The organism is Clostridium sp. AF20-7, assembly GCF_003479275.1.
Taxonomy (GTDB): Bacteria; Bacillota; Clostridia; order Lachnospirales; family Lachnospiraceae; genus Otoolea; species Otoolea fessa.
Genome location: NZ_QUGF01000001.1, coordinates 95,856 through 120,947, shown reverse-complemented (window position 1 = coordinate 120,947; position 25,092 = coordinate 95,856). Strand labels below are relative to the sequence as shown.

Sequence of the window (25,092 nt, the reverse complement as noted above, 5' to 3'; positions counted from 1 at the left end):
GTCATTCCATTCTGCCCCAAATAAGCTGACCATCGTTGAAATAGCGAGGACTTGAAAGTCCTCGCTATTAGCATACATCGTCTTACATATTATATCTGTTTTTCCATCTTCGTTTTTGCTGCTTTCCCTACTTTCTAGCACACTCCCCATCAAGCCCCAAAAGGATTTTTAATCCATGATCCAGCTGCGGCAGAATGTACTCCAGACACTCCCGCACCGCCTTCGGACTGCCCGGCAGGTTGACGATCAGCGTGCGTTTACGGATCCCACTTGCCGCTCGGCTTAACATCGTCCGCTTTGTAAATTGTAAGCTGTATGCCCGCATCGCCTCCGGGATACCCGGAACCATCCGTTCCGCGACCGCCAGCGTCGCCTCCGGCATCACGTCGCGCGGAGAAAATCCCGTTCCGCCCGTTGTTAAGAGCAGATCGGCCTTTCCCTCATCGCAGATCTCCTTCATCGCCTCTTCCAACATCGCCTGGTCATCCGGCAGCACCTTCTGCCAGACCACCTCATAACCAGCCTCTCTCACCATTTCTGCGATTACCGGACCACTCACATCCTCCCGTTTTCCCGCGTACCCGGAGTCACTGGATGTAATAATTGCTGCTCTCATTGGTTTCCCACCTCTCTTTGATCTCTTTCCTACGCTTCTTCCAGAATCTCCAGATTATCTCCCTCTTTGATCACGCCGCCGTGCAGCACCTTCGTAAATACGCCCTCGCGCGGCATGATACAATCGCCCATCGCCTGGAAGATCGCGCATCCATGGTGGCATTCTTTTCCGATCTGTGTCAATTCCAGCACGACGTCGTTGCATTTAAATTTTGTCCCGATCGGGAGCGTCTTGAAATCGATTCCTTCCACGACCAGATTTTCACCGAACGCGCCGTCCTCGACTTTCGCACCACGCGCGCGGAATTCCTGAATCCGGTCATATGAAAGAAGGCTGACCTGACGGTGCCATTTGCCCGCATGGGCGTCACCCTCGATTCCATAGTCCTCGATAAGACAGACCTGATGGACATTTTTCTTCTGAACACCTTTGATTTCACTGGTACACGTTGCGATTACTTTTCCCATGATTGTTTCCCCTTTTCTATCCATAAATTTTCCGATTTCATATTTCATATACGATATTTCACTTGTAACATTCCGCCGGCTCACACTTTCACCGCAGAAACCATAATCATAATCCTCACAAACACCCTGCTTATCCGCCTATCTGGGACATTCCCCGGTGTTCCCGATCCGTAAATTCCGTCTTTTTCTCAAAATTATGTCCCTTCGGCTTTTCCGCAAGCGCCTGTCCGATCGCCCGGCGCAGGTCTTCATCGGTACCGCCGCCGCGCAGAATGGTCTTTAATTCCACCCCATTGTCATACTGGAGACAGGTCTTTAAGAATCCTTCCGATGTCAGCCGGATCCGATTGCATTCGGAACAGAATTTATGGCTGACCGCGCTGATAAAACCGATCCGTCCCTGAAAGCCAGGGACTGCGAAATAATGGCACGGGCCATTTCCTGCCACGTCCCCGCACGGGGTAAAGGTTCCAAATGCCTCTTCCAGCGCATGCTTCAACGCATCCTCTTTCACAAAGGCAAACTGCGTCCCCATGCCGATCGGCATCATTTCGATGAAACGCACGTGCACGTTATGGTTTTTCGCCAGTTCCGCCACCTCTAAAAGCTTTTGCTCCTCGATCCCAAGCACCGGCACACAATTTATCTTGATCTGCATCCTGCCTTTCTGGATCGCCGTCCGAAGACCGCGTCTGACCGCTTCGAGCTCATCCCGGCGTGTGAGCTGCCGGTACACCGACGCATCCAGCGTATCCAGGCTGATCGTGACTGAATCAACCCCCGCGTCCGCCAGCGCATCGTACATTTCTTCTAATAAAACACCGTTCGTCGTGATCGTCAGGCTCTTGATTCCCGGAATCTGTTTTAACGCTGCTGCTAACTCCGGCAGTCTCCGGCGCACCAGCGGTTCGCCTCCGGTCAGCTTGATTTTCTGAATGCCGTTCTCTGCCAGAATCTGGCAGACCCTCTCGATCTCACCAAACCGCAGGATCTCTTCATGGGAAATGCTGCTGACGCCTTCCTCCGGCATACAGTACACACAGCGCAGGTTGCATCGGTCGGTCACGGAAATCCGGACGTAGTCGATCGTTCTGCCGTATCCGTCTATCATCGCACAAATTCCCCGCTCTTTCCTCCCGATTTTGCATCGAGATGTATCTCTCCGATCTCCATCCGCTTGTCGATCGCCTTGCACATATCATAAATGGTCAGAAGCGCCACGCTGACGCCGGTCAGCGCCTCCATCTCGACGCCGGTCTTTCCTTCCAGCTTAGCAGTACAAAGTGCCTTGATCGTCAGCTCTTTTTCATCCACCTCAAAATCCACGCTGCATTTCGTGATGAGAAGTGTGTGGCACATCGGGATCAGGTGTGCGGTCTGCTTCACCGCCATGATTCCCGCCACACGCGCCACCCCCAACACATCGCCCTTGGCAACCGTTCCCTCCAGAACCGCCTTCATGACCGCTTCATTGACGTGAATCTTGCCGGATGCCGTCGCCGTCCGGCTGGTAATCTTCTTTTCCGTTACATCTACCATGATCGCATTTCCCTTTTCATCAAAATGCGTTAATTTCTCTTCCATCTGTATCCTCCTTTTCCTCTTCTTCCGGCTCCAGAAAGATTTTCTCAAACGCTGCTTCTGCTGCCGCCTGCACTGCTGCTTCCATCCGGCGGAATTTTTCTAAAAACACCTTTCCCTCCGGCGTCAGCACAGAAAATCCGCCCTTGCTTCCGCCCGTCTGGCGCTCTAAAAACTGGATTCCCAGCTGCGCCTCCGCGATCTTGAGCATTTTCCAGCCCTTGCTGTAAGAAATATCCCGGATCTGACAGGCACCGAGCATTGAACCACTCTCAGCAACTGCCTCCAGAAAATCCGCCGTCAGCGCGCTGAAGCATTCTTCCTCGCGGCTCAGCGAAATCGACGCCCGAAATGCCAGCTCCCCGCGCTTCTGCCTGTCTTTTTCGTAGGCAAGCAGCGATTCGTAGTCCATTTTCGTGTTGGTGTCCAGTAAAACACCCGGATCTTCAACCTCGATCTCCCGGACACCTTCGCCCCACGCATCCATTGCGCCGCGGAGTCCTTTTCCACCCCGGTACGTTAAGATATGTCCAAACACTTCCTTCGACAGCATGACCGGGTGTCCTTTTTTTCCCTGACAGACCGGTACTGCCATGCTTCCGGGCGCCTGCGCCATCTTCTCGATTGTGTCCGCCGTGATCATCGGCACGTCGGCAGGGAACAACAGCACCCGATCGGCTTTTTTCTGGATATGGCGCAGTCCCATGCAGATTGAGCCGTACATCTGCGATGTCTCATACCGCTTGTTTCGGATACAGACCGCACCACGGTGTGAAATATGACGTTCCAGCACATCTGCCTGATACCCGGTCACGACGACGATCGGCGAGATCCCCGCCTGCCGGATCGTGTCGATCTCCTTCTGTATCATCGTGGTCTGCCCCATCCGGAGCATCGGCTTTAATTCTTCCATGTGCGCCGACCGCCCTGCCGCCAGGATGATCGCGCCTGTTTTCCCATCTGCCATACATATCCCCTTTTCTATCATTCTAACCTTCTTTTAAAAGCATGATATCTCCCGGTGCAATTCCCAGCCGGACGCGGTCTCCGCGCTGATACTGGTTTAGTGAATCACTCTGCTTATAGTCTACCTTCCACCAGATCACCTCGCGTTCCAGTGCATTTTCTTTGTCACCCGCTGCCCCTGCATTTTCCACTGGACGCAGCAAAACATCCCACTCAAATGGCTGGCAGAGTGTGTCCCCCCACTCGCACGTAAATTCATTCGCACTGCCGCGCGCCGGATAAAACTGATGCGCCCGGATGCCGATATAGGCATGCTCCGCGGCAACTGCTTCTTCGGTCTGAAACGTGAGTCCCCAGTCTAGCGCCTCCACCTCATATTCGCCGATCCGCCGGATCCGGCTGAAGTTTTTACAGCCTGTCAGGCGTGCCGCAGTGACATTTTCCGGTTTCTGAAAAATCGCCCGCGTCTCTCCCTTCATCGCCACCTGTCCGCGGTTTAAGATGATGCTCTTCTCGCAGAACCGATAGACCTCGTCCCGGCTGTGGCTAACCATCAGCACATCGCCCGTGTACCCGCGGAGTACCTCGCGCACCTGGAACTGCAGTTGTTCCTTCAGATAATAATCAAGCGCCGAAAATGGTTCATCCAGCATGATCACATTCGGCTCATAGACGAGAATGCGCGCCAGCGCCACACGCTGCTGCTGTCCGCCGGAAAGCTGGGACGGATACCTTTTTTCAAGCCCTTCTAATTTAAAGAGACGGATCATGCGGGCAGCTGCCTCCTGTTTTTCCTCCTTGCTGCCCGAAAGCCCCGCTGCAATGTTGGTTTCTACGGTCATATTCGGAAACAATGCATAATTTTGGAATAAATAACCGATTTTCCGCTTCTGCGGCGGCAGGTTGATGCGCTTTTCCGAATCAAAGAGCACCCTGCCATTTAACACGATCCGCCCTTCGTCCGGCGTCTCAATTCCGGCGATACACTTGAGCGTCATGCTCTTGCCGCTTCCGGAGGCGCCGAGAATGCCCATGACGCCGCCATCGGTGTTAAGCGATACGTCCAGCGAAAAGCCGGAAAATCTCTTTTTGATTGCCGCCTGCAGGCTCATCCCGCGCCTCCCTTCTGTGCATCCGCTTCCCTGTCCGCAAACAGTTCCACCGAAACCTTTGCATCCTGACCGCCCGCTTCCACACTGTTATCCTTCTTTTTATGATTGCTGCTTCCGCGCATATCCCGCCGCGACAGCACATTCATCAGCACGACGACCAGGAAGGAAATCACCACGATGATCCACACATACTGGTATGCCATCGACATTTTTCCAGCCGCCACCTGTGAATAGATGGCAAGCGGCAGTGTCTGCGTCTTTCCGGCGATATTGCCCGCCAGCATCGCGGTCGCACCGAACTCGCCCAGTCCTCTCGCAAAGGCAAGGATCGCGCCGCTGAGGACGCCCGGCATCGCCGACGGCAGAATCACCCTCCAGAAAATGCGGCTCTCGGAAAATCCCAGCGTCCGAGCCGCATAGATAAGCGTCACATCGACCTGTTCAAACGCGCCGCGCGCTGCCCGGTACATAAGCGGAAATGAGATCGCCACCGCCGCGATCACCGTTGCCGCCCATGAAAATACAATCTTGACGCCAAACAATTCCAGAAACAGCTGTCCGAGCGGTCGTTTTACACCGAAAATCATCAGCAGGAAGAAGCCTGCTACCGTCGGCGGCAGGACCATCGGAAGCGTCAGGATGCCGTCCAGCACCATTTTCACTTTCTCAGAGCGTGCCGATACCACCAGCCGCGCCATCCAGACTCCCAGAAAAAACGTAATAATGATCGACAGCGTTGCTGTTTTCATCGATATCCATATCGGAGACCAGTCCATCTTTCTTCCCCCTTTCCTATGAAATGTACTCTCGGAGTCTTCTCGACTGAGATAAAAACTGCCGCAGAACACCTGGTTTTCAGCGGACCCTGCATTCTGCGGCGGATTTTATTCCCTACGTTGTTCACTGTCTGTCCTTCGCCGTCCTGTTTTCTGTTCACACAGTCGGCTGCATATCCCAGACAGCCATCGCTCCCGGCTTATTTATTTGCTGTGAAGCCATACTCCGCAAAGAAGGAGAGCGCATCATCAGTTCCCAGATAATCTACAAACTTCTGTGCTGCATCTTTCTTTGTGCTTGCGCTTACAACGCCAACCGGATAGATAACCTTCGATACGCTTCCTTCCGGTGCATATCCGATAACCTTTACCTGGTCAAACTGGTCGCTGGTGGTTGCATCGGTCAGGTACACGATACCTGCATCAGCGCTTCCGGCTGCTACCCAGCTTAAAACCTCGGTTACGTTGGTACCAAAGCTTGTCTTAGCCTCTACATCATCCCACATACCCAGGTTCTCAAAGGCTTCCTTGGAGTACTGTCCAACCGGAACACTCTCTGGATCGCCGAGTGCAATCTTCTCTGCCTTTGTAATATCCTCAAAACCGGTAATTCCCAGTGTGGAATCCTTCGGAACGATCAGGGCGATCTTATTTTCCAGAAGCTCTACGACAGAATCTGCATCAACCAGTCCCTCGTCCTCCAGCGCGTTCATCTGCTTCATCGCTGCGGAGAAGAATACGTCTGCATCTGCGCCCTCTTCAATCTGGGTCTGCAGCTTTCCTGAACTGTCAAAGGTAAAGCTCAGCTTGATGTCCGGATTCTCTTTCTCAAATGCCGGCTGAATCTTGTCTTCCATAACGTACTGAAGGCTGGCTGCTGCCGCTACCAGAATCTCCTGCTGGTCGCCGGTTGCCTCTGCTTCTGCTTCGGTCTCTTCTGTCTCAACTGCCTCCGTTTCCGGTGCTGCTGTCTCAGCCGGTTTGCTGGATGAACATGCGGTCAGGGATGCTGCCGCCATCGCTGCTGCTATTACAAGTGCCCACGTTTTTCTCATATCTTGGTTCCTCCCTCATTTCACGCACATGTTTCCGGCATCCTCCTCGTTTCGATTCCTTACGCCATAGCAATGTGGTTTTTACCCTTCCGTTATTTTTGAAAAATTATAATGATATTTGCTAATCAAATAGTAGCACGTGGCACTTTTTTTGTCAATCTTTACAATAATTCTTATTTAATGCTCGTCGTCGTTATGTGCATCAAAAAATAACGCGGCTTTTTTCTGCATTTTCCCTTTATTCTTATGAATTTTCCAGTTTTTCTTTCCAAGCCCTTCCGTCTATTTTCGTGAAATTGTTATGATGATTTTTCATGTATTTTATTTTTATCTTTTTATTTTTCATTTATTTGAAATTTTTTATCCAAATACGCCGGTGCTTCGGTTTCCTTACCGGTCACACGGTTCCCGATCCGTGGCAAAGTCTTCCACCAGCACATCCATAATGCCGCCGCAGACCATTCCTTCATCTTCCGCTGCCTCGCCGGTCAGATCTACATGAACTACTTTGTACCTGCTGCTTCCGATCAGAGAACGTGCCTCGCCCAGCACGGCCGCCTCGCTACAGCCGCCGCCGATGCTGCCGAGAATCCGTCCGTCCCGGTAGACAATCATCTTCGCGCCTGCCCCGCGCGGGGAGGATCCCTTTGATTCAATCACCGTGACCACTGCTTTCGACTCATCCGGCTCCTCTGCCAGGCGTTTCAGCACATCAAAATCCAGATCGGAACGGTTTTTCACACGTTTGTCTTCCCGATCCATGCGCTTTACCTGTATGATCTCCGCCAGAATCGAGATCGCGATCTCCTCCGGTGTCACACCGCCGATCTTTAAACCGATCGGGCTCTTTAAACGGCTCATTCGCTCTGGATCGTAACCTTCTTCCAGAAGCTCCTGTTTCACGATACCGACGCGGCGTCTCGAACCAATCATGCCGAGATACGCCGGTTCTTTTCCTTTTCCAATCATCCGCAGGCAGTCCGCATCGTGGCGGTGTCCGCGCGTAACGATACAGATATAGTCGCTCTCCTGAATCTTGAGTTCTTTGATCGCATGCCCAAAGTCATCACAGATCACCTTCTCTGCCATCGGGAATCGTCCCGGATTCGCGAAGGAAAGGCGGTCGTCCACCACAGTTACCAGGAATCCGACGCGCGCGCCAAATTCTGCCACCGGAAGAGCCACATGGCCGCCTCCGAGAATAATCAGGCGCTCTTTCGGGAAAAATGGTTCCGCCACATTCCAACTGCTTCCGGCGCGCCCACAGACCGGCTGCCCCTGTGTCAGGGCTTCTTTTCCAATCTCCGACGCCTCTGCGCCTTCTTTCAGTTCACAGCGCATATCTGCTAGATTTCCCTCTTCTCCCACAAAGCTTCTCTCGAGCGCCAGACACGGCGTCCCTTCCAGTTTTTTCAGAATCTCCCCATACAGATTCATATCACGCACTTCCTCTCTTTTATACTGCATGAGCCATCCATTTCTCATTTCGCAGTTGTGCCATCGCGGTTGCTGCCTCATCGCCTCTCTCTGGCTCGATTATTTACCAAAACCGCAGTTCGGGAAAATACAGGTTGGACAATTTAAGCACAGACCACCTGCGCCCATTTTCGCCAGATCCGCTTTTGTCACTGGCACATCTGCCATCACACGCGGCAGCACCAGATCAAAGATGGTCCTCTTCGCATACATCACGCAGCCCGGAAGTCCCATGATCGGCTTTCCGTCCTTCGTATATGCCAGCAAGAACATCGCTCCCGGAAGTACCGGCGCGCCGTAGGAGACAACCTCCGCCCCGGTCTGCTTGATCGCGCTCGGTGTCGTATCATCCGGATCGACGCTCATGCCACCGGTACAGACAACAAAATCGGCACCCTGATCCAGCCATTCCCGGATTGCCTCCGTGATTTTATCCGGATTGTCCCCTATAATCTTCTGTCCCAGAACTTCCACACCAAATTCCTGAAGCTTGTCCCGGATGACCGGGCCAAATTTATCCTCAATCCGTCCATAAAATACTTCATTTCCGGTCGTCACAATGCCCGCTTTCTTATTTTTATACGGAATCAGCTTTAACAGCGGCTCTGAACCCGCTGCCTTTTTCGCCTCCTCCATTTTTTCTTTTTCAATTACCAGCGGGATCACACGGGTTCCGGCTAACTTATCACCCTTTTTTACCGGAAAATTCGTCCGGCGGGTCGCGATCATCATCTCCGGCAGGCTGTTGACCTTTAAGAGGCGTTCTTCATCAACCTGAAACAGACCGTCCGTCTCCGCAATCAGCTCAATCTTGCCTTCCTTCGGATCGGTTGCACGCATATACTCATTCTGGCAGATGCCGCGCAGAATGTCCGCCGCCTCGTCCTCATGATATTTTGTATCGTCCTTTTCCCAGACATAAATATGATCTTTTCCGATGGAAAGCAGCACCGGGATGTCCTCCTCGCGCACGATATGTCCCTTACGGAATACGGCGTCCTTCGTCACGTCCGGAATAATCTGCGTCATGTCATGGCAGAGTACCTGTCCGACTGCCTCGGTTGTTTTCATTAATTTCATATGATTTTCCTCTTTTCCTTTTTACAGTAATGCCTCCGCACGCTTTGCCAGCTGATACCGCCGTTCCACGCCCTCCAGCGCCTCCGGGTTATGCTTAAATTTCTCCCGTTTTGCCGCAAACCGTTCTTCGATCGTTACACGCCGTTCTCCCTGTACCTGCTTGTCCGCCAGATACACGATCAGGCTTTCATTCAGATATCCCAGCTTTTCTTCCGGCAGATCCATATGATCCGCAACGATATCCGCGATCCCGGTATGTCCCAGAAGCCGCAGCCATCCCGCCCCTGTCTCCGGATGTTCGGGGTATGCTTTAGCGATGTCGTGAAGAAGCGCCGCCGCGTAGATTTTATATTTATCGATTGGCGGGCTTTTGTATGTCATCTCCACACACCTTTCCGCCCTATACTTTAGAACTCTATCTGCCAATTCCACGGCCAGCTCCGCAACCACCCGGCTATGGCGCACCGCCGCCTCCGGCGTGTGGAACCATGCAAGCAGACGCTCGCACTCCTCTTTGTCCGGGACAGGACGTTTTCTCTCCCAGTCACGCAATTTCTGAAACTCTTCCTGCGTATCCGCATCAAACGCGCAGCCTGGATCCGGCACATCCAGGAAAATCCGGCGGATTCCCGGCTGTTCACAGGCGCCTTTAAGTCCCATCGTCCCGTCATGCTGCAGCAGTTTTTCGATCACATCTGCACGGATCAGAAGCGGATGCCCCGGTGTTTTCTCATACTCCGGGAGATAGACATCCCCATCGCCTTCCGCAAACCGGTATTTTTCATATTCCAGCGTAAATGGCGTAAACAGTGGCACATCCACCGGGAAAAAGAAAATGCCATCCAGCGTCTCTTTTCCTGCCGTTTTCCGCTTTTCCTTATAATAGGAAAGCCCCAGGCAGACGGAATCAAACATTTTCGTCTCCGCATACGCCGGATTGTGGATGAAATGGATTCCCGGTCCCGCAGCCGCCGCGCGTATATCTTCCGCCCGGCGTCCGGTAATGATCGTGATTTCATGTACGCCGCACGCCCGCAGCGTCTGTATCTCACGTTCCAGGACCGTCTGGGCGCCGAGCTTCATGAGTGGTTTGAAATCCCCCATCCGCGAGGATCGCCCCGCCGCCGAGATCAAGGCGTCAAATACATAATCCTTTCTTTCATACACCTGTCCGTAGCCAAAGGGAATCTGCAGAAGTTCTGTCTTTTTCCGCTTCTCCCAGCCACTGATCAGTGTCCGAAACCAACCCGCGTGTCCGATTACCAGAATATCGCCCCGGCTCTTCATCCGGAGTTCATTCCAGGTTGTCCTGGCGCGCCCTGCACAATCTGCAAAACTCTCTCCCTGCGGCGGTCGGAAATCGTACATATCTGCCCCTCGTGCCACATACTCCGCTGGAAACTGTTCCCGGATTTCATCGAAGGAATGACCATCCCATTCCCCCATGTCAATCTCCGCCAGACCATCTACGACCTCAATCGGAATACTTCTGTCAATCACTTCCTGCAGGATCGCGGCTGACTCCCGGCAGCGCTTTAACGGGCTGGTATAAATCTTTTCAATTCTGCGTCCCGCAAATGTCTCCCCCAGCGCCCGAATCTGTGTCCGCCCTTCCTCTGAAAGCGGCAGATCCGTCCGCCCGATGCAATATTTCCGTTCATCTGGAAATTCCGGCTTCCCATGCCGGATCAAATAAATCGTCCGCATTCTGTCCTTTCCTAGTGCTCGTGTTCCTCTTCTTCCCCACACTCGCAGCTGAAATCATGGCTGTGTCCAAATGGTCCCGGTCCGCCGATGTAGTCGCGGATCAGCTCCAGTTTATAACGGTTCATATAGCTATATGCCTTCTGAACCGTATGCCCGCTTCCCAGATAACGGGTCACGCCCGCCTTTACCAGTATCTCAAACGGTTCTTTCTCGATCGGTCCGCAGATGACTGCCTCACAGTCATGTTCTACCACCTTCTTCGCAAATACCAGATTGTCCGGATCCTGTTTTCCATAGACATGGAAAATCTGGTTCTTGTCCGCGTCAATAATCATCAAAAACGGACTCTCCTTAAAAGTCGCCGGCACCAGTCCGTCGATCTCCTCTGTCTCTGATGCAATTGCTATGTTCATTTTTTCTCCTTGTTCTTGTCAAATTTTGCTGATTTTTTTCAAAATTTCTCAATTATTTTTAATTTTATGATACTGCAATCAAAACTCATCGTCAAGTTTTTCATGATATTGAATTTTGCCACTCATTTTTCATTTTTCCTCGATGATTAGCCGCCTTTTTCCCGAACCGATATAGGGGGAAATTTCTTTTTCTATCACAGAAACGGTCAGGCAGTTCCCAAAGTATTCCGTTAATGCTGCTTTGACATTTTTCACTCTGCTTCCTACCGTATCTGCATAACCCGCTTTCTTCATAACAGCCACCGTCAGATGCTTCTGCGCCGCATTGTAAGATGCCTGAAAATCTTCCACCTCATCCAGGGCAAATAAAAGCTCATCTAATAGGTGCATGGAAAGCACCTTGCCGCCGGACAGCCGGACGCTGTCATCCAGCCGTCCCTCAACCTTATCAAGTCTAGGCTTTAAACATCCGCAGGCACACGGTTCTGCAATCATCCGCCCCAGATCGCCGGTCCGATAGCGCACAAGCGGCATTCCCCGCCGCCGAAGCGTTGTCAGAACCAGCTCGCCGTATTGCCCTTCCGGAACCGGCTGTCCCGTCTCCGGATCCAGAATCTCAATCAAAAGGTCCCGGTCCCGCATATGGTAACCCCCGCGCGCCCCACACTGTACGCCGCCGCCGTAACCAGTTTCCGTCATACCCCAGTGCGTAAAGACCCGGCAGTTCCAGGTTCTTTCCAAAAAACGCTGCACGCTGACCGGCACATAATCAGCACTTAAGAGCACTGTTTTCGGGCGGAGTCCCGGCGCATGGGCTGCCAGCGCATACATCTGGCTTGGGACACCGATCAGGCAGTCTGCCCCCTCGCCGTCCCGCGCTGCCGCTTCCATATCGTGAATCAGCCCGTGAACCTTCGTCTCCACCCGGATGCGCCCCAATCCTTCTTTTAAAAGTCCTCCAATCGAAAAAAATCCCGGTCCTTCCATATAAACCGTGACCCGATCGCCTGGCTTTACCATGTACTGCATCCCTGTTTCAAAGAAATCCGCCGTCTGCATCAGATCGTCTTCGGTAAAAAACAGGCGCTTCGGTGCCCCTGTACTGCCGGAGGTTTTCAGCGTGATGATACGCGCGATCTCCTTGGCTGGAACACATAAAAATGTTTCCGGCTCCGCTTTCAGTTCCTCCGGGGTTGTGAGGGGAAGTGTCCGGAAATCCGCCCATGAAAACGAATCCGGCGCGAGCCGTACATCGGAACCTGCCATTTCCCCAAGCTGTCCCCAGACGGATGTAAATTTCTTCTGATAAAATGGACTTTTCTCCTTTACATACGAAAGTGTCCGCCATAACCCGGACGGCTGCGCCGCTGCAATAAAATAACCGCAGCCCGCTTCTTTTAAAATCTTCCGTTCCGCCCCCAGCGCCGCGCAGACGGATTCCAGATTTCCATCAAAGATCTGCTGCCCGATCCACTCCGCCAGCGTTCCAGACACATCCTGCATATTTACAAGCGCAAAACCCGCATCCGCCATCCGGTCACAGATTGTTTTAGCGGACTCCAGCCGTCCCAGCATCCCGTCTAAGAAAAGCTCTTTTTTCCGGGCATACATATCGCTCATCAAAAGCCATCCCTCCGGCTTTAACACCCGGTACGCCTCCCGGAGCGCCGCCGCCGGTTCCGCAGCTTTGGAACAACTGCATTCCATCAGAATGATATCTGCCGTCTGATCTGGATATGGCAGTTTCTCCGCACATCCAGTCTCTATCCAGCCAGGTTCATGCACATCCGGATTCTTATCCAGGCCGGAAATCTGCCAGCCCGGGCAATGCTCAGAAAGCCAGCGCATCGTGCCGCCAGCTCCGCAGCCGATGTCGATGACGCGAAACGGCACTGCAGGATCTATAGACTCCGTATCTGCCGCTCCCGCCTCTGGTATCTCAATTCCCGCAAACTGGAACATCTGCCTCGTCAGCGCAAATCCACCCGGTCGGCAGAGACTGCACTCATTTGTATCCATTTTTTGCACCTCTCCTTTCTGCGCCTCTATTATCTGCCTCTTTCCATCGGAGACAAGTAGTACGCACAGAACGGAATCTTCTTCCCGTCTTTATACACATGCAGGCTGCACTGGCGCAGGCGCTCGATATCGAGATTGCCGGCATCCTGAAACGCCATGGATGTGATCGTGAAGCCGTGGCTTTTGGCACGCTTTAAGAAGTCCTCCATATTTGTTATGTCAACCGACTCTTCTTCACAGCAGCAGAATTCTGATTCGGGCTGAGTTCCGCCACAACAGCAGCTTTCTGGTTCTGGCTGGGTTCCGCCACAGCAGCAGCTTTCTGGTTCTGGCTGTGTTCCGCCACAGCAGCCGTTTCCTGCTTCTGGCTGTGTTCCGCCACAGCAGCGGCTTTCTTTTTCCGGCTGGCTTTCTCCGCAGCAACACGTCTCATCCACATCACGCCGTTCCCAGCGCCGTCCGACAAATTCACGGTTCTTCTCCGCCGGATCCGGACCGCAGCAGCAGCCTTCGCCCTCCGGTTCTGTCTCGGTTTTTCCACTATAATTTGTCAGCGGCATTAATTTATCCCCAGGCATCACAATGAAATCCCCGTGAAATCCACACATCGGGTGATCGCAGCAAGATGGCGCGATCTGTTCCTCTTTGATAAGCCCCCCGCTCTGGCTGACAACCGCCTCCAGAAGCTCATCCAGCGTATAGCGGTCATCATCCGCCGGAAGCTCCGGGATACGTCCAAAATAGCTGACCGGCTGGAAATGCACGCCGCGCACATACGGCGACCGCTGAATGGCAAACCGGATGATGTCCCCGATCTGCTCCGTATTGACCCCCGGAACAAGGACCGGAACAAGCGTCACGCCGATTCCATACCGGCCGCACTGCTCGATCGCCCGTTTTTTCACTTCCAGCATCGGGCGGCGGCGCAGTTTTTCATATACGGCATCGTCCACGCCGTCAAACTGCATAAATACAAACGAAAGTCCCGCATCTGCCAGACGCTTTACAAACGCCTCGTCCTCCGCCAGGCGCAGACCGTTGCTGTTTAACTGCACATATTTACAGCCAACCTGCTTCGCATACGCCACGATCTCCGGCAGATCGTCCCGCACTGTCGGTTCCCCGCCGGAAAGCTGCAAAAGTGTCTTTCCCGGCTCCGTCAGATCGTCGATCCAGCGTTTTACCGTGTCTAAGGACGGATCCTTGGCCCCGTCCGGCTCCGCAAAACAGAAGGTACAGTTCATATTGCACCGCGCTGTGATCTCCAGCAAGGTACAGCAGGTGGCGCGTCTGTGCTCCGCACACAGACCGCAGCCCGCCGGGCAATTTAGATTTTCATTTTCTCCCACCGCTGGACGTTCCCCGCGCCAGTCGGCAAACTTGCGCTTATTTCTCCAGATTACACTGGAAAACGTCCCGTGATCCGGGCAGGTTTTTACCAGATATATCTGTCCGTCCCGCTCTTCCCGCTTTGCCGGAATCCGTTTTAAACAGACCGGACAAACACTGTATGTATGGCGCATTTCTTCCGGCAGGACGCCTCTATCCTGCGAATCCATTATCATCTTCCTGCATCCCCTTAATCTATATATCTTCTATATATCCTCTATTTATCTTCCAGCTCTCTCTCCACATCCGCCATACGTCCTTTTACCAGCGCTTCCGGCAGATATACCTCGCCGCACTTCGGACAGCACAGGATCTCGGTGTGGAAATTGTGCCCCAGATAGTCAAAAAATGTGGATTTCGGCACCATCTCCACCTGACACCGGCGGCAGATGACTTTTTTCTCCAACGCCTCTTTGATCCGCTGATCTCTTCCGCCTCCATCGATCGTCGGCATACTCATCACTCTCCTTCCAGATTCATGCGGTGGCTGTAGCCATTCCAGAGCTTATAACCGCCGTCCGGCAGCACCTCGTACTCTGCCCAGTAGGTCATATGCTGGATCTTCAGATGCCCGATCCGATGTCCCGTCTCCGGGTCGATAATACCGCGGTCTTCCCGCTCACAGTGTTCAATGACCTGCTCCATATCTTCGATCAAAATCTGACCCGCTGACAATTTGCGTTCCAGTTCCTTCTCAACTTCTAATTTCATGTGTGCTTCCTCTTCGATCGTCTCATTCCAATATGTCTTAAGCAGTTCCCGTTTCGCCGCCAGGCGGTTGTGCCAGCGCTCCGTCACCGTCGCCGCCGGACGTCCCGCACCATTTAACCCAAACAGCAGATCGAGGATATGTACCGCCTCCTTGCCCTGTCCGGCAAAGGACTCCCGGCAGTTGACGCAGTAGGTCACATACGGCAGTTCCTCCTCTTTTGCACGGGAAGTTGTCATATAGCTTGTGTGGCTCGGAGAAGCAATCCCGATATGCCCGCCGTATCCGCAGCAGCGCGCCTTTTTCCCGTCATACGGCAGATTTTCCCACGTAATCCCCGCCGCATCCGCCAGATGGCGTACACTCTCCTGCAATTCCGGGTAATAGCGGCTGGCGCAGGGATCAAACAAGGCATACGGCTGCGCTTGCTGGGTACTTCCTGCTTCCATTTCACCCTTTTCAGCATTGTCCGGTTCCAAAGCAGCATCTTTCTCCACGCCCCACTCTTCCATCACTTCCGCCAGAAAGACAACCGGAAGCTCCGGCAGGTATTCTTCAAACATCTTCCGGCAGTTCGGGCATGCTAAAACCACTGTCGGTTCGCCAAGCTCTCTCCACTGCCGCCGCATTTCCTCCAGATGTGCCGCGTGGATGTCCACTTCGCCTGCCCACTCGGCAGGCGCACCGCAGCAGGTCATCCAGATCGCCGCATCCGGCTTTTTGGAACGCAGCCACTCATACGTCCGCGTCACATAGCGCGGATCCGAACCGGCGAGCTGGCATCCCGGAAAGAATGCATAGGAACTCTGTTTAACATTCTCCGGTTTCCGCGTAAGCCCCGCTTTTCCGGAGGCATACGCCATGTCGCGCAGCCAGAAATCGTGGAATGGCCACGGCATCGCGCCTTTTTTTTGCATTGCCCGCATACTGTCAAGCAGAAACTGGCTGAAATCGATATGCTGCGGACAGACTTCCTTGCAAAGCCCGCAGTGGTCGCAGGTGCTGATCAGTCTGGTCGCCCACGTACCATCGCGCGATAACGTACCGGGATGGATTGTTATGTAAACTTCTTCATACAAACGGCGCGGTGTTTTCTCATGCAGGCGCATCAGATCACAGGCACGCATACAAGCATCACACGAACACTTCTGGCAGCGCGTGATCTCCTGTATCGCCTCTTCTTCCGTATACGATTCCCCGTTTGCCGGAACCACCCGATCGGCACGCTCGATCCCATTCGTTTGAAGATTTAAAAGTGTCCCTTCCTTTCGAAATGGCTCATTCATACCGCCCGTTTTCAGATACCGTTCGATCGCAAGCGAAACCGCCAGCCCATCTGCCAGCGCCTTCATGCTGTCGCCGCCTGTCAGGGAACCTCCAATGAAAACGCCCGGTGTCCGGGTTGCAAATGCGCCGTCCGGGTCCATTTCCAGACCAAAGTCCGCGCCATCTGCCCCAGTTGCCACATACACGGCATCATAGTCCGCCCGGAGTGCCTCCAGATCCGTTACCGTTTCACCGAGATGGCGTGAAAATTCCTCAAACTGGAACTGTGCCTCGATCTCCGCATCAAATTCCGCCGGATCCATCTGGTTTCTCGCCTGACCGCCCAGAACCATTTCCCGCTCATAAACCGTTACCTCGTACTTTTTATTGCAGAGACGCAGTGCACAGCCAAGCCCCGAAAGACCGCCTCCGACGATCGCGATCTTTTTTCCTTTCGACGGCAGGTTATACGCATTCGGTGCTTTCCGCTTCGCGTACTCGACAGTCGCCCGCTCTAAAAGCCCCATCGCGATCCCCCCGTCCAGCTTCGCACGCAGACATGCCTTCTCGCACGGATGGCTGCACAGCTTCGACACAATATCCGGAAATCCCACCGTATTCTGATAGGTCCGGTACGCCGCGTTGAAACGTCCCTTTTTCCACTTTTCTTCCAGCCCCTTGATATCCAGCCGGAACGGACAGGCTGCCTGGCAGAACGGCGGCTCGTTCTGATGGCATTTCTCCGCCAGCGTCTTCTCAAAATCTTCCAAATAGCTCACAGGGCGGACCTCCCTTCTTTTCTCCTGCATTTATCGTTACTGTTCACGCATACGTGCCCAGTAACGGAATTTGCCGTGGCTTCGCATTTAAATACGGCAAATTCCTGCTGCCACCACGTTTTCTTACGGCACTTTTGGTTCCAAAAGCTCCTACCCGTGAACAGTAACCATTTATCCTCTCCCAGAATCATTTATCCCGTCCTCCATCGATAAGTAAAAATTCCAGGAGCCAATTTTAATACTTTTATTATACACCATAACCAAAGAATATGTCTTGGCACATTCGGGCGTCTCGCGCGGTCGCTTGCGACAACCTGCATCTTCACACGAGTACGCATCATTGTTCCAAGGAATTTCCTATTACACAAAAAAGCCGCTGCAAAACCTACCTCTCTAAACATAGATTCTGCAGGTTCGCAGCAGCTTTTATTTAATTCTTATTTACAATCACGCGATACGCCTTGCCGCAGCTGCCCGCTTCATGTGCAGCCACGCATTCCTCTTCCGAATCGGATTAGAACGGACGCTCAGCTGTCGGATCATCCAGGGATACGTAGAAGCTCTGGGTTCCTACCTGTACCGGATTCTCTTTGATGTTCTCCAGTTCCTCATACATATCGGAACCAAGGAAGTATTTCTTCGGCTCGTACGGTTTCTCGCCCTTTGCGATTGCATCCAGACCAGCTTTTACCTTCTCCGGAAGTGCCGGGATCTCATGGATACGTACGCCGCAGGCATTGTAGATACCATTCAGAACTGCACAGTGGCCAGATGCCTGGAATGCCTCAGAAGCACCTGAAGAACCGAACGGACCATCAGAGATAGCGCCATCAATGTGAATCAGGTTAATATCATCCGGAACATCCTTGATGTAGGAAGTACCAGCGCCGAACATGTTGGCATGTTTCTTAACGTCTGCGTAGTCCTCTTTCAGGGCGAAGCCGATACCATGCATGATGCCGCTGTATGCCTGACCGTTAACAGCATCGATATTACCGATACGTCCAACGAAGTCAACACAGGTGAATTTCAGAACGGTAGTCTTACCGGTCTTAGTATCAACCTCAACCTCTGCCAGGTTCAGGCAGTATGTGAATGCCGGAGTCGGGTCGCCGATACCGGTATTCGGATCCAGACGGCACAGACCCGGAGTTGTGTTGGTCTCGTAACGGCCGAGATACTTGGTCTCGATGCCTTCTGCCTTCATCTCATCATAGGTACGAAGTGTACCATCTTCTTTTCTCATAGCTGCCAGAAGCTTGTTAGCTGCGATGATGGTTGCATTACCATCCATGTACAGGGAACGGCTGGCACCAGCCATACCGGTATCCGGACAGGTCTTGGTATCATTCTGAATCAGCTGGATATCTTCCGGTGTCAGATGCATTTCTTTCAGAGCTTCCAGTGTTACTACCAGAGAACCGGTTGTAGCACCCTGGCCCATTGCATGCCATGTGTCGTATTTGCGGATCTTGTTGCCCGGCATAAGCTCAAGAGCAACCTCAGCACTGTCGCCGCCGCCCTCAGTAACGTTGAAGCCGCCCCATGCGATACCAACGCCTCTTCTCTTCTCCGGTGTGTCAGCTGCTTTCGCATCAGCCACCGCCTTCTCATAGATTGGACGCATGGTATCCATGATCTTCTCCATCGGATACTGCGGATATACATAGCTGTTGATATTCTTATCGCCTTCACGGCAGATATTCTTATAACGGAACTCGAACGGATCCATGCCCAGTTCTTCTGCCATCATATCCATCAGCGGCTCGCTGAGTGTATATGCCTGCGGAGAACCGTAGCTTCTGTAAGCAGTACCAAATGCATGGTTAACGTTCGCTACACGAACCAGACCTGCTACGTTCGGTACATTGTACGGGAAGAAGGTGAAACGTGCCGGTTTGGTCATAACGTCGTCACCGCCCCAGGAGTAAGCGCCGTGGTCCATACCGATATCAAATTCAGCAGCCAGGATCTTACCTTCATTATCACATGCCAGACGGCCATTGGAGTATGCCGGGCAGCGTTTGCCGCTGAAGTGCTGATGCTCTTCATAGGACATGGACAGGGATACCGGCTCGCCGGTAACTACGGTACAAGCTGCACACAGTGCGATATCGCCTGCGTTGGTAGACCATCCAAAGCTTGCGCCGGTCGGGTTCATGATGATACGGTATTTATCCTTCGGTACACCAAGGCAGTTACCCAGACGTCCGATCGAGGAGTATACACACTGGGATTTACACTGAATGGTCAGCAGGCCATCATCGCCCCAGTAAGACTGAAGTACACAACCCTCGATGGAAAGATGCGGCTCACGGGAGGAGGAGAAGCTTCCTTCTACTACATGCGGTGCTTTGTCGATTAAGTCTCTTACCTCTTCTGCATCTTCCAGACCTGCTCCCTTTAATACCGGCTGCTCGCAGAAGATGTTCGGAGTATCCTCATGGATACGGATAGCATCCGGCATAACTGCATCCAGATATGTCAGATACTCTGGCAGCTGCTCGTATTCCATCGTAACCTTAGCGGCTGCTGCACGAGCCTGACGATGTGTATGAGCTACTACCATAGCGATAACATCACCGTAACGATAGATCTTCTCATCCTGAAGAACTTTACGGGATGGTGTCATAACAGTACTTCTCTCATGGAACTGACCCTCAGCCATGATGTTAGTTCCGCCTGCTGCGATGAGGTCTTTTGCTGTGATAACCTTAACAACGCCCGGCATCTTCTCAGCTTCCTCAGTATGGATAGCCAGAATCTTTGCATGATGGGTAACCTTCGGCTGAACGATAGCTGCATATAAAACGCCCTGCGGCATCTTAAGAGCCTGATCATCGCCGTAGTCGGTCAGGCCACAAACTTTACCAAGTGCATCCTGACGAACAACCGGTTTTCCGTAGTAGTTGCCATCTTCCGGATTGTGGAACTTGATATCCTCGATGCTGCACTCGCCACGCATAACCTTAGCTGCAGCCATAACTGCATCTACAATCTGTTTGTATCCGGTACAACGGCATACGTTTCTTGTCTTCTGGAACCAGTCACGAACCTCTTCACGGGTCGGATCCGGGTTCTGCTCTAACAGAGCATATGCAGAAACGATGAAGCCCGGTACACAGAAACCACACTGTACAGCACCGCAGTTCATCCATGCAACCTGTAACGGATGCAGATGCTGCGGAGTACCGATACCCTCGATGGTGGTAATCTTGGAATACTCTTCTACCTGGCTGATTTTCTTGGTACAGGAACGGATTACCTGTCCGTTCAGAATGATGGAACATGAACCGCAGACACCGGTTCCACATCCAACCTTAACACCGGTCAGACCGATCCGGCGCAGAACATCTGACAGCTTGTCATTTTCCGGATCGCACATAAACATACGATCCACACCGTTGATGTTCAACATCATTTTTCTTAATTTCATGCTGTTTCGTCCTCCTTCTTTAAAATAAATAGAGCCCTGATGCTTCCGACTATCCTTCCGCATCATACCTAATACTTACGATTCCTTAGTCATCCGCGTTTTCCAGCATCTCTGCCAGATCCGCCAGATCCACGCCATAGTCCTCCAGAAGTTCTCTGGCCTTGCGGTAGGTATTCTCTACCACCTGGGGACACCGAAGTGCCTTGTTGGCCATGTTATCTCCTAAAATCGAATGACAATCACTTCCTCCATAGATTTCACCATAGTTTTCCTGAAACCAGTCTGCCAGTTCCGGTATCATCTCGCTGTATGCCGCTTCCGGCTCAAAGAGCGCCATCATCATCGCCGCACCGGTCAAAGCTCCGCAGGTCAGCCCGCTTCTGACTCCCAGACAGAGTGCTGCAGATGCCTTCAGAAGGCTCGGGTTCTCCTCGCCCTTAAGGGTAAGTCCCAGCGAAACAAGTGCCTGACTGCAGCAGCTTCCCGATAAAAGCAGCTGGTTCAGTTTTTTAATATCCGGCTCCATCCGCACCTCCTGTTCTTAGAAACACAAAAAGAAAAGCGGCACCGCCTCTGAAAAGACAGTACCGCTTAACGTATCCGAGTTTGTATATACATCTGCACCTATAGATATGGATACACCTATATCTATACCTATCTGTCAGCACATATATACCCTATCTATACAAGAAGCCTGACAGCTTCCCGTATCCATCGATGTAAAGCGAATCTCTCTTTCTTTTCAAATGCGGAAGGCACTTCCATTTCCAGATGTACCCATTGGCCTGACTGCATACGGTTTCCCGCTTAGCAATTTCGGCTCGAAAAACAGATTGTTTCTATTTTGGTTTTGATACCTCTATGGTACTCTGCTTTTCATCGAAAGTCAATCTCATTTTTCATAATTTTGAAATTTTTTACATCGACAGGACACTTGTTCGCCCCTTATTTTACCTCAATACGGGATTTTCAACATGCTATTTTACCCTTGTAATATCTGTTTACTTACAGAATTTCAGCATAACTTCCGTTCAAATGTTGTGTTATTTGAAGATTTGTATTCTTCCTTTCTGCTATTTGATCGAGTATTTTTTAAAAAAATAACGGTTCACACGCTTTCATAATTTTCCATTTTCATTTGTTTAAACGTGAATTTTGTTCATTTGGATTTCACTTATATGAAATTTATATCTTTTTGATTCATAATCAAACATGAATATCTGTTATTTATCCGCTATAAATCCTCACATTTTTAAGTATCTTTTTTTCATTTTCTTTTTCTGTTTTAGATTTTATTCTGCAGACCATTATTTTTTATTTCAGATAACGCAAGCATATTTAAGAACAGAATTTATGCACATACAAATTCCGCATCGAAAATGTGATTTGCATAAATTTTTTCTTATTTATAATCCGTACAAATCCTACTTTCTCCCCGCAAAATACGCCTGCAGGTTCTCCCCTACATGCTCCAGATGCCGCTCCATCTCCCGGCGCGCCAGTGCCCCGTCTCCGGCTTCAATCGCTGCCAGAAGGCTTTCGTGTTCATTTTCCCGGACTTCGTCAGAGCGGACTGCTGCCTGGTTGAAGCGCGCATAAGCGTCCTGGTCGGTCAGGATGAGCTTTAACATCCGCAGGATAGACGGGCTGCCTGAGAGATGCGCGATCTTCAGATGGAACGCCAGATCTTCCTCGCTTCCCGCCCTTCCATGGCGGATTGCATAGAGATAGTCTGCCTGCAGATCTTTTAATTTCTGAAGTTTCTTCGGATCAATCCGCTCTGCACATGCCTCCGCCGCATATCCTTCCAGGAGTTTCCGCACCAAAAGAATATCCTCCAGCCCGCTTTCTGTCTCCATCGACGCCGCCTCGATAAGCTCATTCGCCGCCTTCATCTTCTCCCGGCGTGACCGTTCTTCTTCCAGAAAGCGTTCGCCCTGCGGCGTCAGGATCCGCCCCTTGTTCTGCACCTTGACAAGCAGCCCTGCTTTCTCCAGCTCCAGAAGCTCCCGCCCGATGCTGGCGGACGGAAGATGCAGGATCTGCGCCAGCTGGAGTGCTCCCGCCGGGGTGTTTAAGTCCTGCATGGCTGTCAGTATTTCAAAGCTGCTGTTTCGTTTTTTCCCTGCCATCTTTCCACCTCAATACTCTGTACTATTTCTATGATTGTATCATCATTTCCGATTCGTGTAAATCATCCCTTACTGTATCGTACGGAATTTTCAGTTCAGAAAATTCCCACCTGTGAACCGTTACAAGCAGGCTGCAGTTTGACAGCGAAAATGCCATAAAATAACAAAAAAAGCGAACCGCAGGGTACATTTTCTCGCTCTGCGGTCCGCTTTGAATCTAAAATCATTTCAGATTTTGATCCATCTGTTTTTATTTATTACTTTTTATCTACATTGATGAACAGATAAGGAAGCCCTACGGAGTAGTACTGGATACCGCTTACATCCGGATTGGTCATAACGGCTACAGACTGTCCGTAAATCGGGAACAGAACACACTGATCTGCCAGCGTCTTCTCACAGCCAACTAAAGCTTCCCAACGAGCATCCTGGTCGAGTGCCAGATCGCCCTTCTTTGCGGACTGGATGGTTGCATCGTAGTCTGCATCGGAGAACTGGGAGTAGTTGGTGGAGCTGCCGGTTATCCACATATCCAGATCAGTCATCGGATCTGCGTAGTCCGGACCCCAGCGGGTAAGACCGATATCATATTCACCTTTCTGCATGTATTCCAGACGGGCTTTCTTCGGAAGTACCTGAAGTTCGATGGTCAGACCCGGCAGATTGTTCTGCCACTCGCTCTGTAAGAACTGTGCAACAGCCTGTGCAGAATCGGTATCTTCACACATTAAAGTGAAGGATAAGGAATCTTTGCCAAGCTCGCCAAGACCTGTCTTCCACAGCTCTTTTGCTGCCTCTACATCGTAGGTCCAGCTGTCGTATGCGCTGCCTGCTGCCTCACGGAAATCTTCGCCCTTTTCATTGGTCGCAAGGCCCTGCGGTACGAAGTAATCCATCGGTGTGGAACCATCTTTCAGAACACGGGTTGTGATCGCTTCTTTGTCATACGATTTTGCCAGTGCCTTACGGATATTTACATTGTCAAGCCCCTCTTTCTTCATGTTCGGGGTCAGATACCAGTTGTAACCGTCACTTCTGGTGGAGAATCTCGGATCATCCTCATACTGCTCTACCAGGTTACCGCTTAAGGTTACAACGTCCAGATCGCCATTTTCAAAAGAAAGGGCTGCTGTCTGGCTGTCGGTAATGATCGAGAACTCAACACCGTCCAGTTTGACATCGGATGCACCGAAGAACTGATCATTCTTTACTAATTCTACCTTCATGGCAGACGGCTCATAGGAAGATACCTTGAACGGACCATCTGCTAACAGGGTATCTGCGGAAGTTGCAAAGTTGCCGCCGCAGCTCTCTACAAATTTCTGATTTAAAGGCAGGAAACATGCGCCGGATGCCATCAGGTAATCAAAGATAGCACACGGGGAGCTTAAAGTTACGACTAATGTCTTATCGTCCGCTGCCTCTACCCCCAGTTCCTCAACCGGTTTTTCACCTGTTGTTACCTCTTCCGCATTTGCGATGCAGGCGGTTGTGATAAAGAACTGGTAATCACTTGCAGTTGCCGGATCGGCTACTCGTCTCCATGCGTAAACGAAATCGTTTGCCGTTACCGGATCGCCGTTGGACCATTTTGCGTCGTCACGGATCTTGAAGGTCAGGGTCAGACCATCCTCGGACTTCTCCTCACTCTCCGCCACGCCGTAAACCGGAGCACCTGACTCATCCTTAGTCATCAGACCCATCATAAACTGGGAGATAACACCACTGGATGTGTAGTCGTTGGAAAGTGCCGGATCCAGGGAGTCTACCAGAGTGCTTGCCTGATAGCGAAGCACCTTGCCGCCCTCAGCCGAGCTGCCGCCCTCTTCGCTTCCAGATTCAGCCGCTGCTGTCTCTGTTGTCTGGGTCGAGCCGCCACAGCCTGCCAAAAGTCCAGCAAACATGGCAGAAGCCAGCGTCCACGCCATTACTTTTCTTAGCTTCATAATACTTCCTCCTTTTTTGTTTTTTTTATAAAACCAAACCATTCCCGTTTCATGCTGCATTTCCTGGTCCCGGCTGTCTATCCTCAGTTGTCTGCTGGTTAGGCTCATCTATAAAATCACCCGCTAAACAGGTCATTTTATCACATTTATTATGGTTGATATTGTGC

At 51.8% G+C, this 25,092-nt stretch carries 19 protein-coding genes, 1 pseudogene and 1 riboswitch; all 20 genes and pseudogenes read right to left on the bottom strand.

The window, feature by feature from the left end; genetic code table 11:
* Positions 1–127: 127 nt before the first annotated feature.
* Positions 128–616, bottom strand: a complete 489-nt coding sequence (locus DWX68_RS00600) for a MogA/MoaB family molybdenum cofactor biosynthesis protein (protein WP_117796574.1) — start codon at positions 614–616, stop codon at positions 128–130.
* Positions 617–645: 29 nt separating this feature from the next.
* Positions 646–1,083: an MOSC domain-containing protein gene (locus tag DWX68_RS00595; RefSeq protein ID WP_022360487.1), complete on the bottom strand. Its 438-nt coding sequence runs from the start codon at positions 1,081–1,083 to the stop codon at positions 646–648.
* 130 nt (positions 1,084–1,213) lie between these two features.
* The gene (gene moaA, locus DWX68_RS00590; RefSeq protein WP_118628375.1) at positions 1,214–2,194 is read right to left on the bottom strand and encodes a GTP 3',8-cyclase MoaA; all 981 of its coding nucleotides are present in this window, start codon (positions 2,192–2,194) and stop codon (positions 1,214–1,216) included.
* Positions 2,191–2,667 carry a cyclic pyranopterin monophosphate synthase MoaC gene (gene moaC / locus DWX68_RS00585; protein WP_022360485.1) on the bottom strand — a complete coding sequence of 159 codons (477 nt, stop codon included), beginning with the start codon at positions 2,665–2,667 and terminating at the stop codon, positions 2,191–2,193. Before moaC ends, moaA begins: the two co-directional genes overlap by 4 nt.
* Positions 2,642–3,631 (bottom strand): NTP transferase domain-containing protein, encoded by a 990-nt coding sequence (locus DWX68_RS00580; protein WP_181986244.1) that lies wholly within the window; start codon positions 3,629–3,631, stop codon positions 2,642–2,644. The genes moaC and DWX68_RS00580 overlap by 26 nt, the downstream gene beginning before the upstream one ends.
* 22 nt (positions 3,632–3,653) lie before the next feature.
* A complete protein-coding gene (locus DWX68_RS00575; RefSeq protein WP_117796577.1) occupies positions 3,654–4,742 on the bottom strand; it encodes a sulfate/molybdate ABC transporter ATP-binding protein in 1,089 nt (362 codons plus the stop codon).
* Positions 4,743–4,873: 131 nt separating this feature from the next.
* Positions 4,874–5,518: pseudogene (gene modB / locus DWX68_RS00570) on the bottom strand (molybdate ABC transporter permease subunit); the annotation flags it as partial.
* Between the two features lie 200 nt (positions 5,519–5,718).
* Complete coding sequence (gene modA / locus DWX68_RS00565) at positions 5,719–6,573, bottom strand: molybdate ABC transporter substrate-binding protein (protein ID WP_117796578.1); 855 nt, start codon at positions 6,571–6,573, stop codon at positions 5,719–5,721.
* A gap of 390 nt (positions 6,574–6,963) precedes the next feature.
* The gene (locus tag DWX68_RS00560) at positions 6,964–8,040 is read right to left on the bottom strand and encodes an XdhC/CoxI family protein (RefSeq protein ID WP_181357204.1); all 1,077 of its coding nucleotides are present in this window, start codon (positions 8,038–8,040) and stop codon (positions 6,964–6,966) included.
* A gap of 69 nt (positions 8,041–8,109) precedes the next feature.
* Positions 8,110–9,129, bottom strand: coding sequence for a molybdopterin-binding protein (locus DWX68_RS00555; RefSeq protein ID WP_107000901.1), 1,020 nt, complete (start codon positions 9,127–9,129; stop codon positions 8,110–8,112).
* A 21-nt stretch (positions 9,130–9,150) separates the two neighbouring features.
* On the bottom strand, positions 9,151–10,836 hold the full coding sequence (locus DWX68_RS00550) for a DVU_1551 family NTP transferase (protein ID WP_118628374.1): 1,686 nt from the start codon (positions 10,834–10,836) through the stop codon (positions 9,151–9,153).
* An 11-nt stretch (positions 10,837–10,847) separates the two neighbouring features.
* Positions 10,848–11,249, bottom strand: coding sequence for a NifB/NifX family molybdenum-iron cluster-binding protein (locus tag DWX68_RS00545; RefSeq protein WP_022360477.1), 402 nt, complete (start codon positions 11,247–11,249; stop codon positions 10,848–10,850).
* Positions 11,250–11,378: 129 nt separating this feature from the next.
* Positions 11,379–13,268, bottom strand: a complete 1,890-nt coding sequence (locus DWX68_RS00540) for a DVU_1553 family AMP-dependent CoA ligase (protein WP_118628373.1) — start codon at positions 13,266–13,268, stop codon at positions 11,379–11,381.
* A gap of 29 nt (positions 13,269–13,297) precedes the next feature.
* Positions 13,298–14,827: a radical SAM (seleno)protein TrsS gene (trsS, locus tag DWX68_RS00535; protein ID WP_207663949.1), complete on the bottom strand. Its 1,530-nt coding sequence runs from the start codon at positions 14,825–14,827 to the stop codon at positions 13,298–13,300.
* Between the two features lie 47 nt (positions 14,828–14,874).
* Positions 14,875–15,111, bottom strand: a complete 237-nt coding sequence (locus DWX68_RS00530; protein ID WP_022360474.1) for a DVU_1557 family redox protein — start codon at positions 15,109–15,111, stop codon at positions 14,875–14,877.
* Positions 15,112–15,116: 5 nt separating this feature from the next.
* Positions 15,117–17,411 (bottom strand): pyridine nucleotide-disulfide oxidoreductase/dicluster-binding protein, encoded by a 2,295-nt coding sequence (locus DWX68_RS00525; protein WP_182432108.1) that lies wholly within the window; start codon positions 17,409–17,411, stop codon positions 15,117–15,119.
* 514 nt (positions 17,412–17,925) lie between these two features.
* A complete protein-coding gene (locus DWX68_RS00515; protein ID WP_022359117.1) occupies positions 17,926–20,847 on the bottom strand; it encodes a molybdopterin cofactor-binding domain-containing protein in 2,922 nt (973 codons plus the stop codon).
* An 85-nt stretch (positions 20,848–20,932) separates the two neighbouring features.
* Positions 20,933–21,373, bottom strand: a complete 441-nt coding sequence (locus tag DWX68_RS00510) for a DVU_1555 family C-GCAxxG-C-C protein (RefSeq protein WP_107000907.1) — start codon at positions 21,371–21,373, stop codon at positions 20,933–20,935.
* Positions 21,374–21,566: 193 nt separating this feature from the next.
* Positions 21,567–21,686: riboswitch (molybdenum cofactor riboswitch) on the bottom strand.
* Positions 21,687–22,271: 585 nt separating this feature from the next.
* The gene (locus tag DWX68_RS00505) at positions 22,272–22,979 is read right to left on the bottom strand and encodes an FCD domain-containing protein (RefSeq protein ID WP_118628369.1); all 708 of its coding nucleotides are present in this window, start codon (positions 22,977–22,979) and stop codon (positions 22,272–22,274) included.
* Between the two features lie 257 nt (positions 22,980–23,236).
* Entirely contained in the window at positions 23,237–24,925 is a 1,689-nt protein-coding gene (locus tag DWX68_RS00500) for a peptide ABC transporter substrate-binding protein (protein ID WP_227589458.1), read from the bottom strand.
* Between the last annotated feature and the right edge of the window lie 167 nt (positions 24,926–25,092).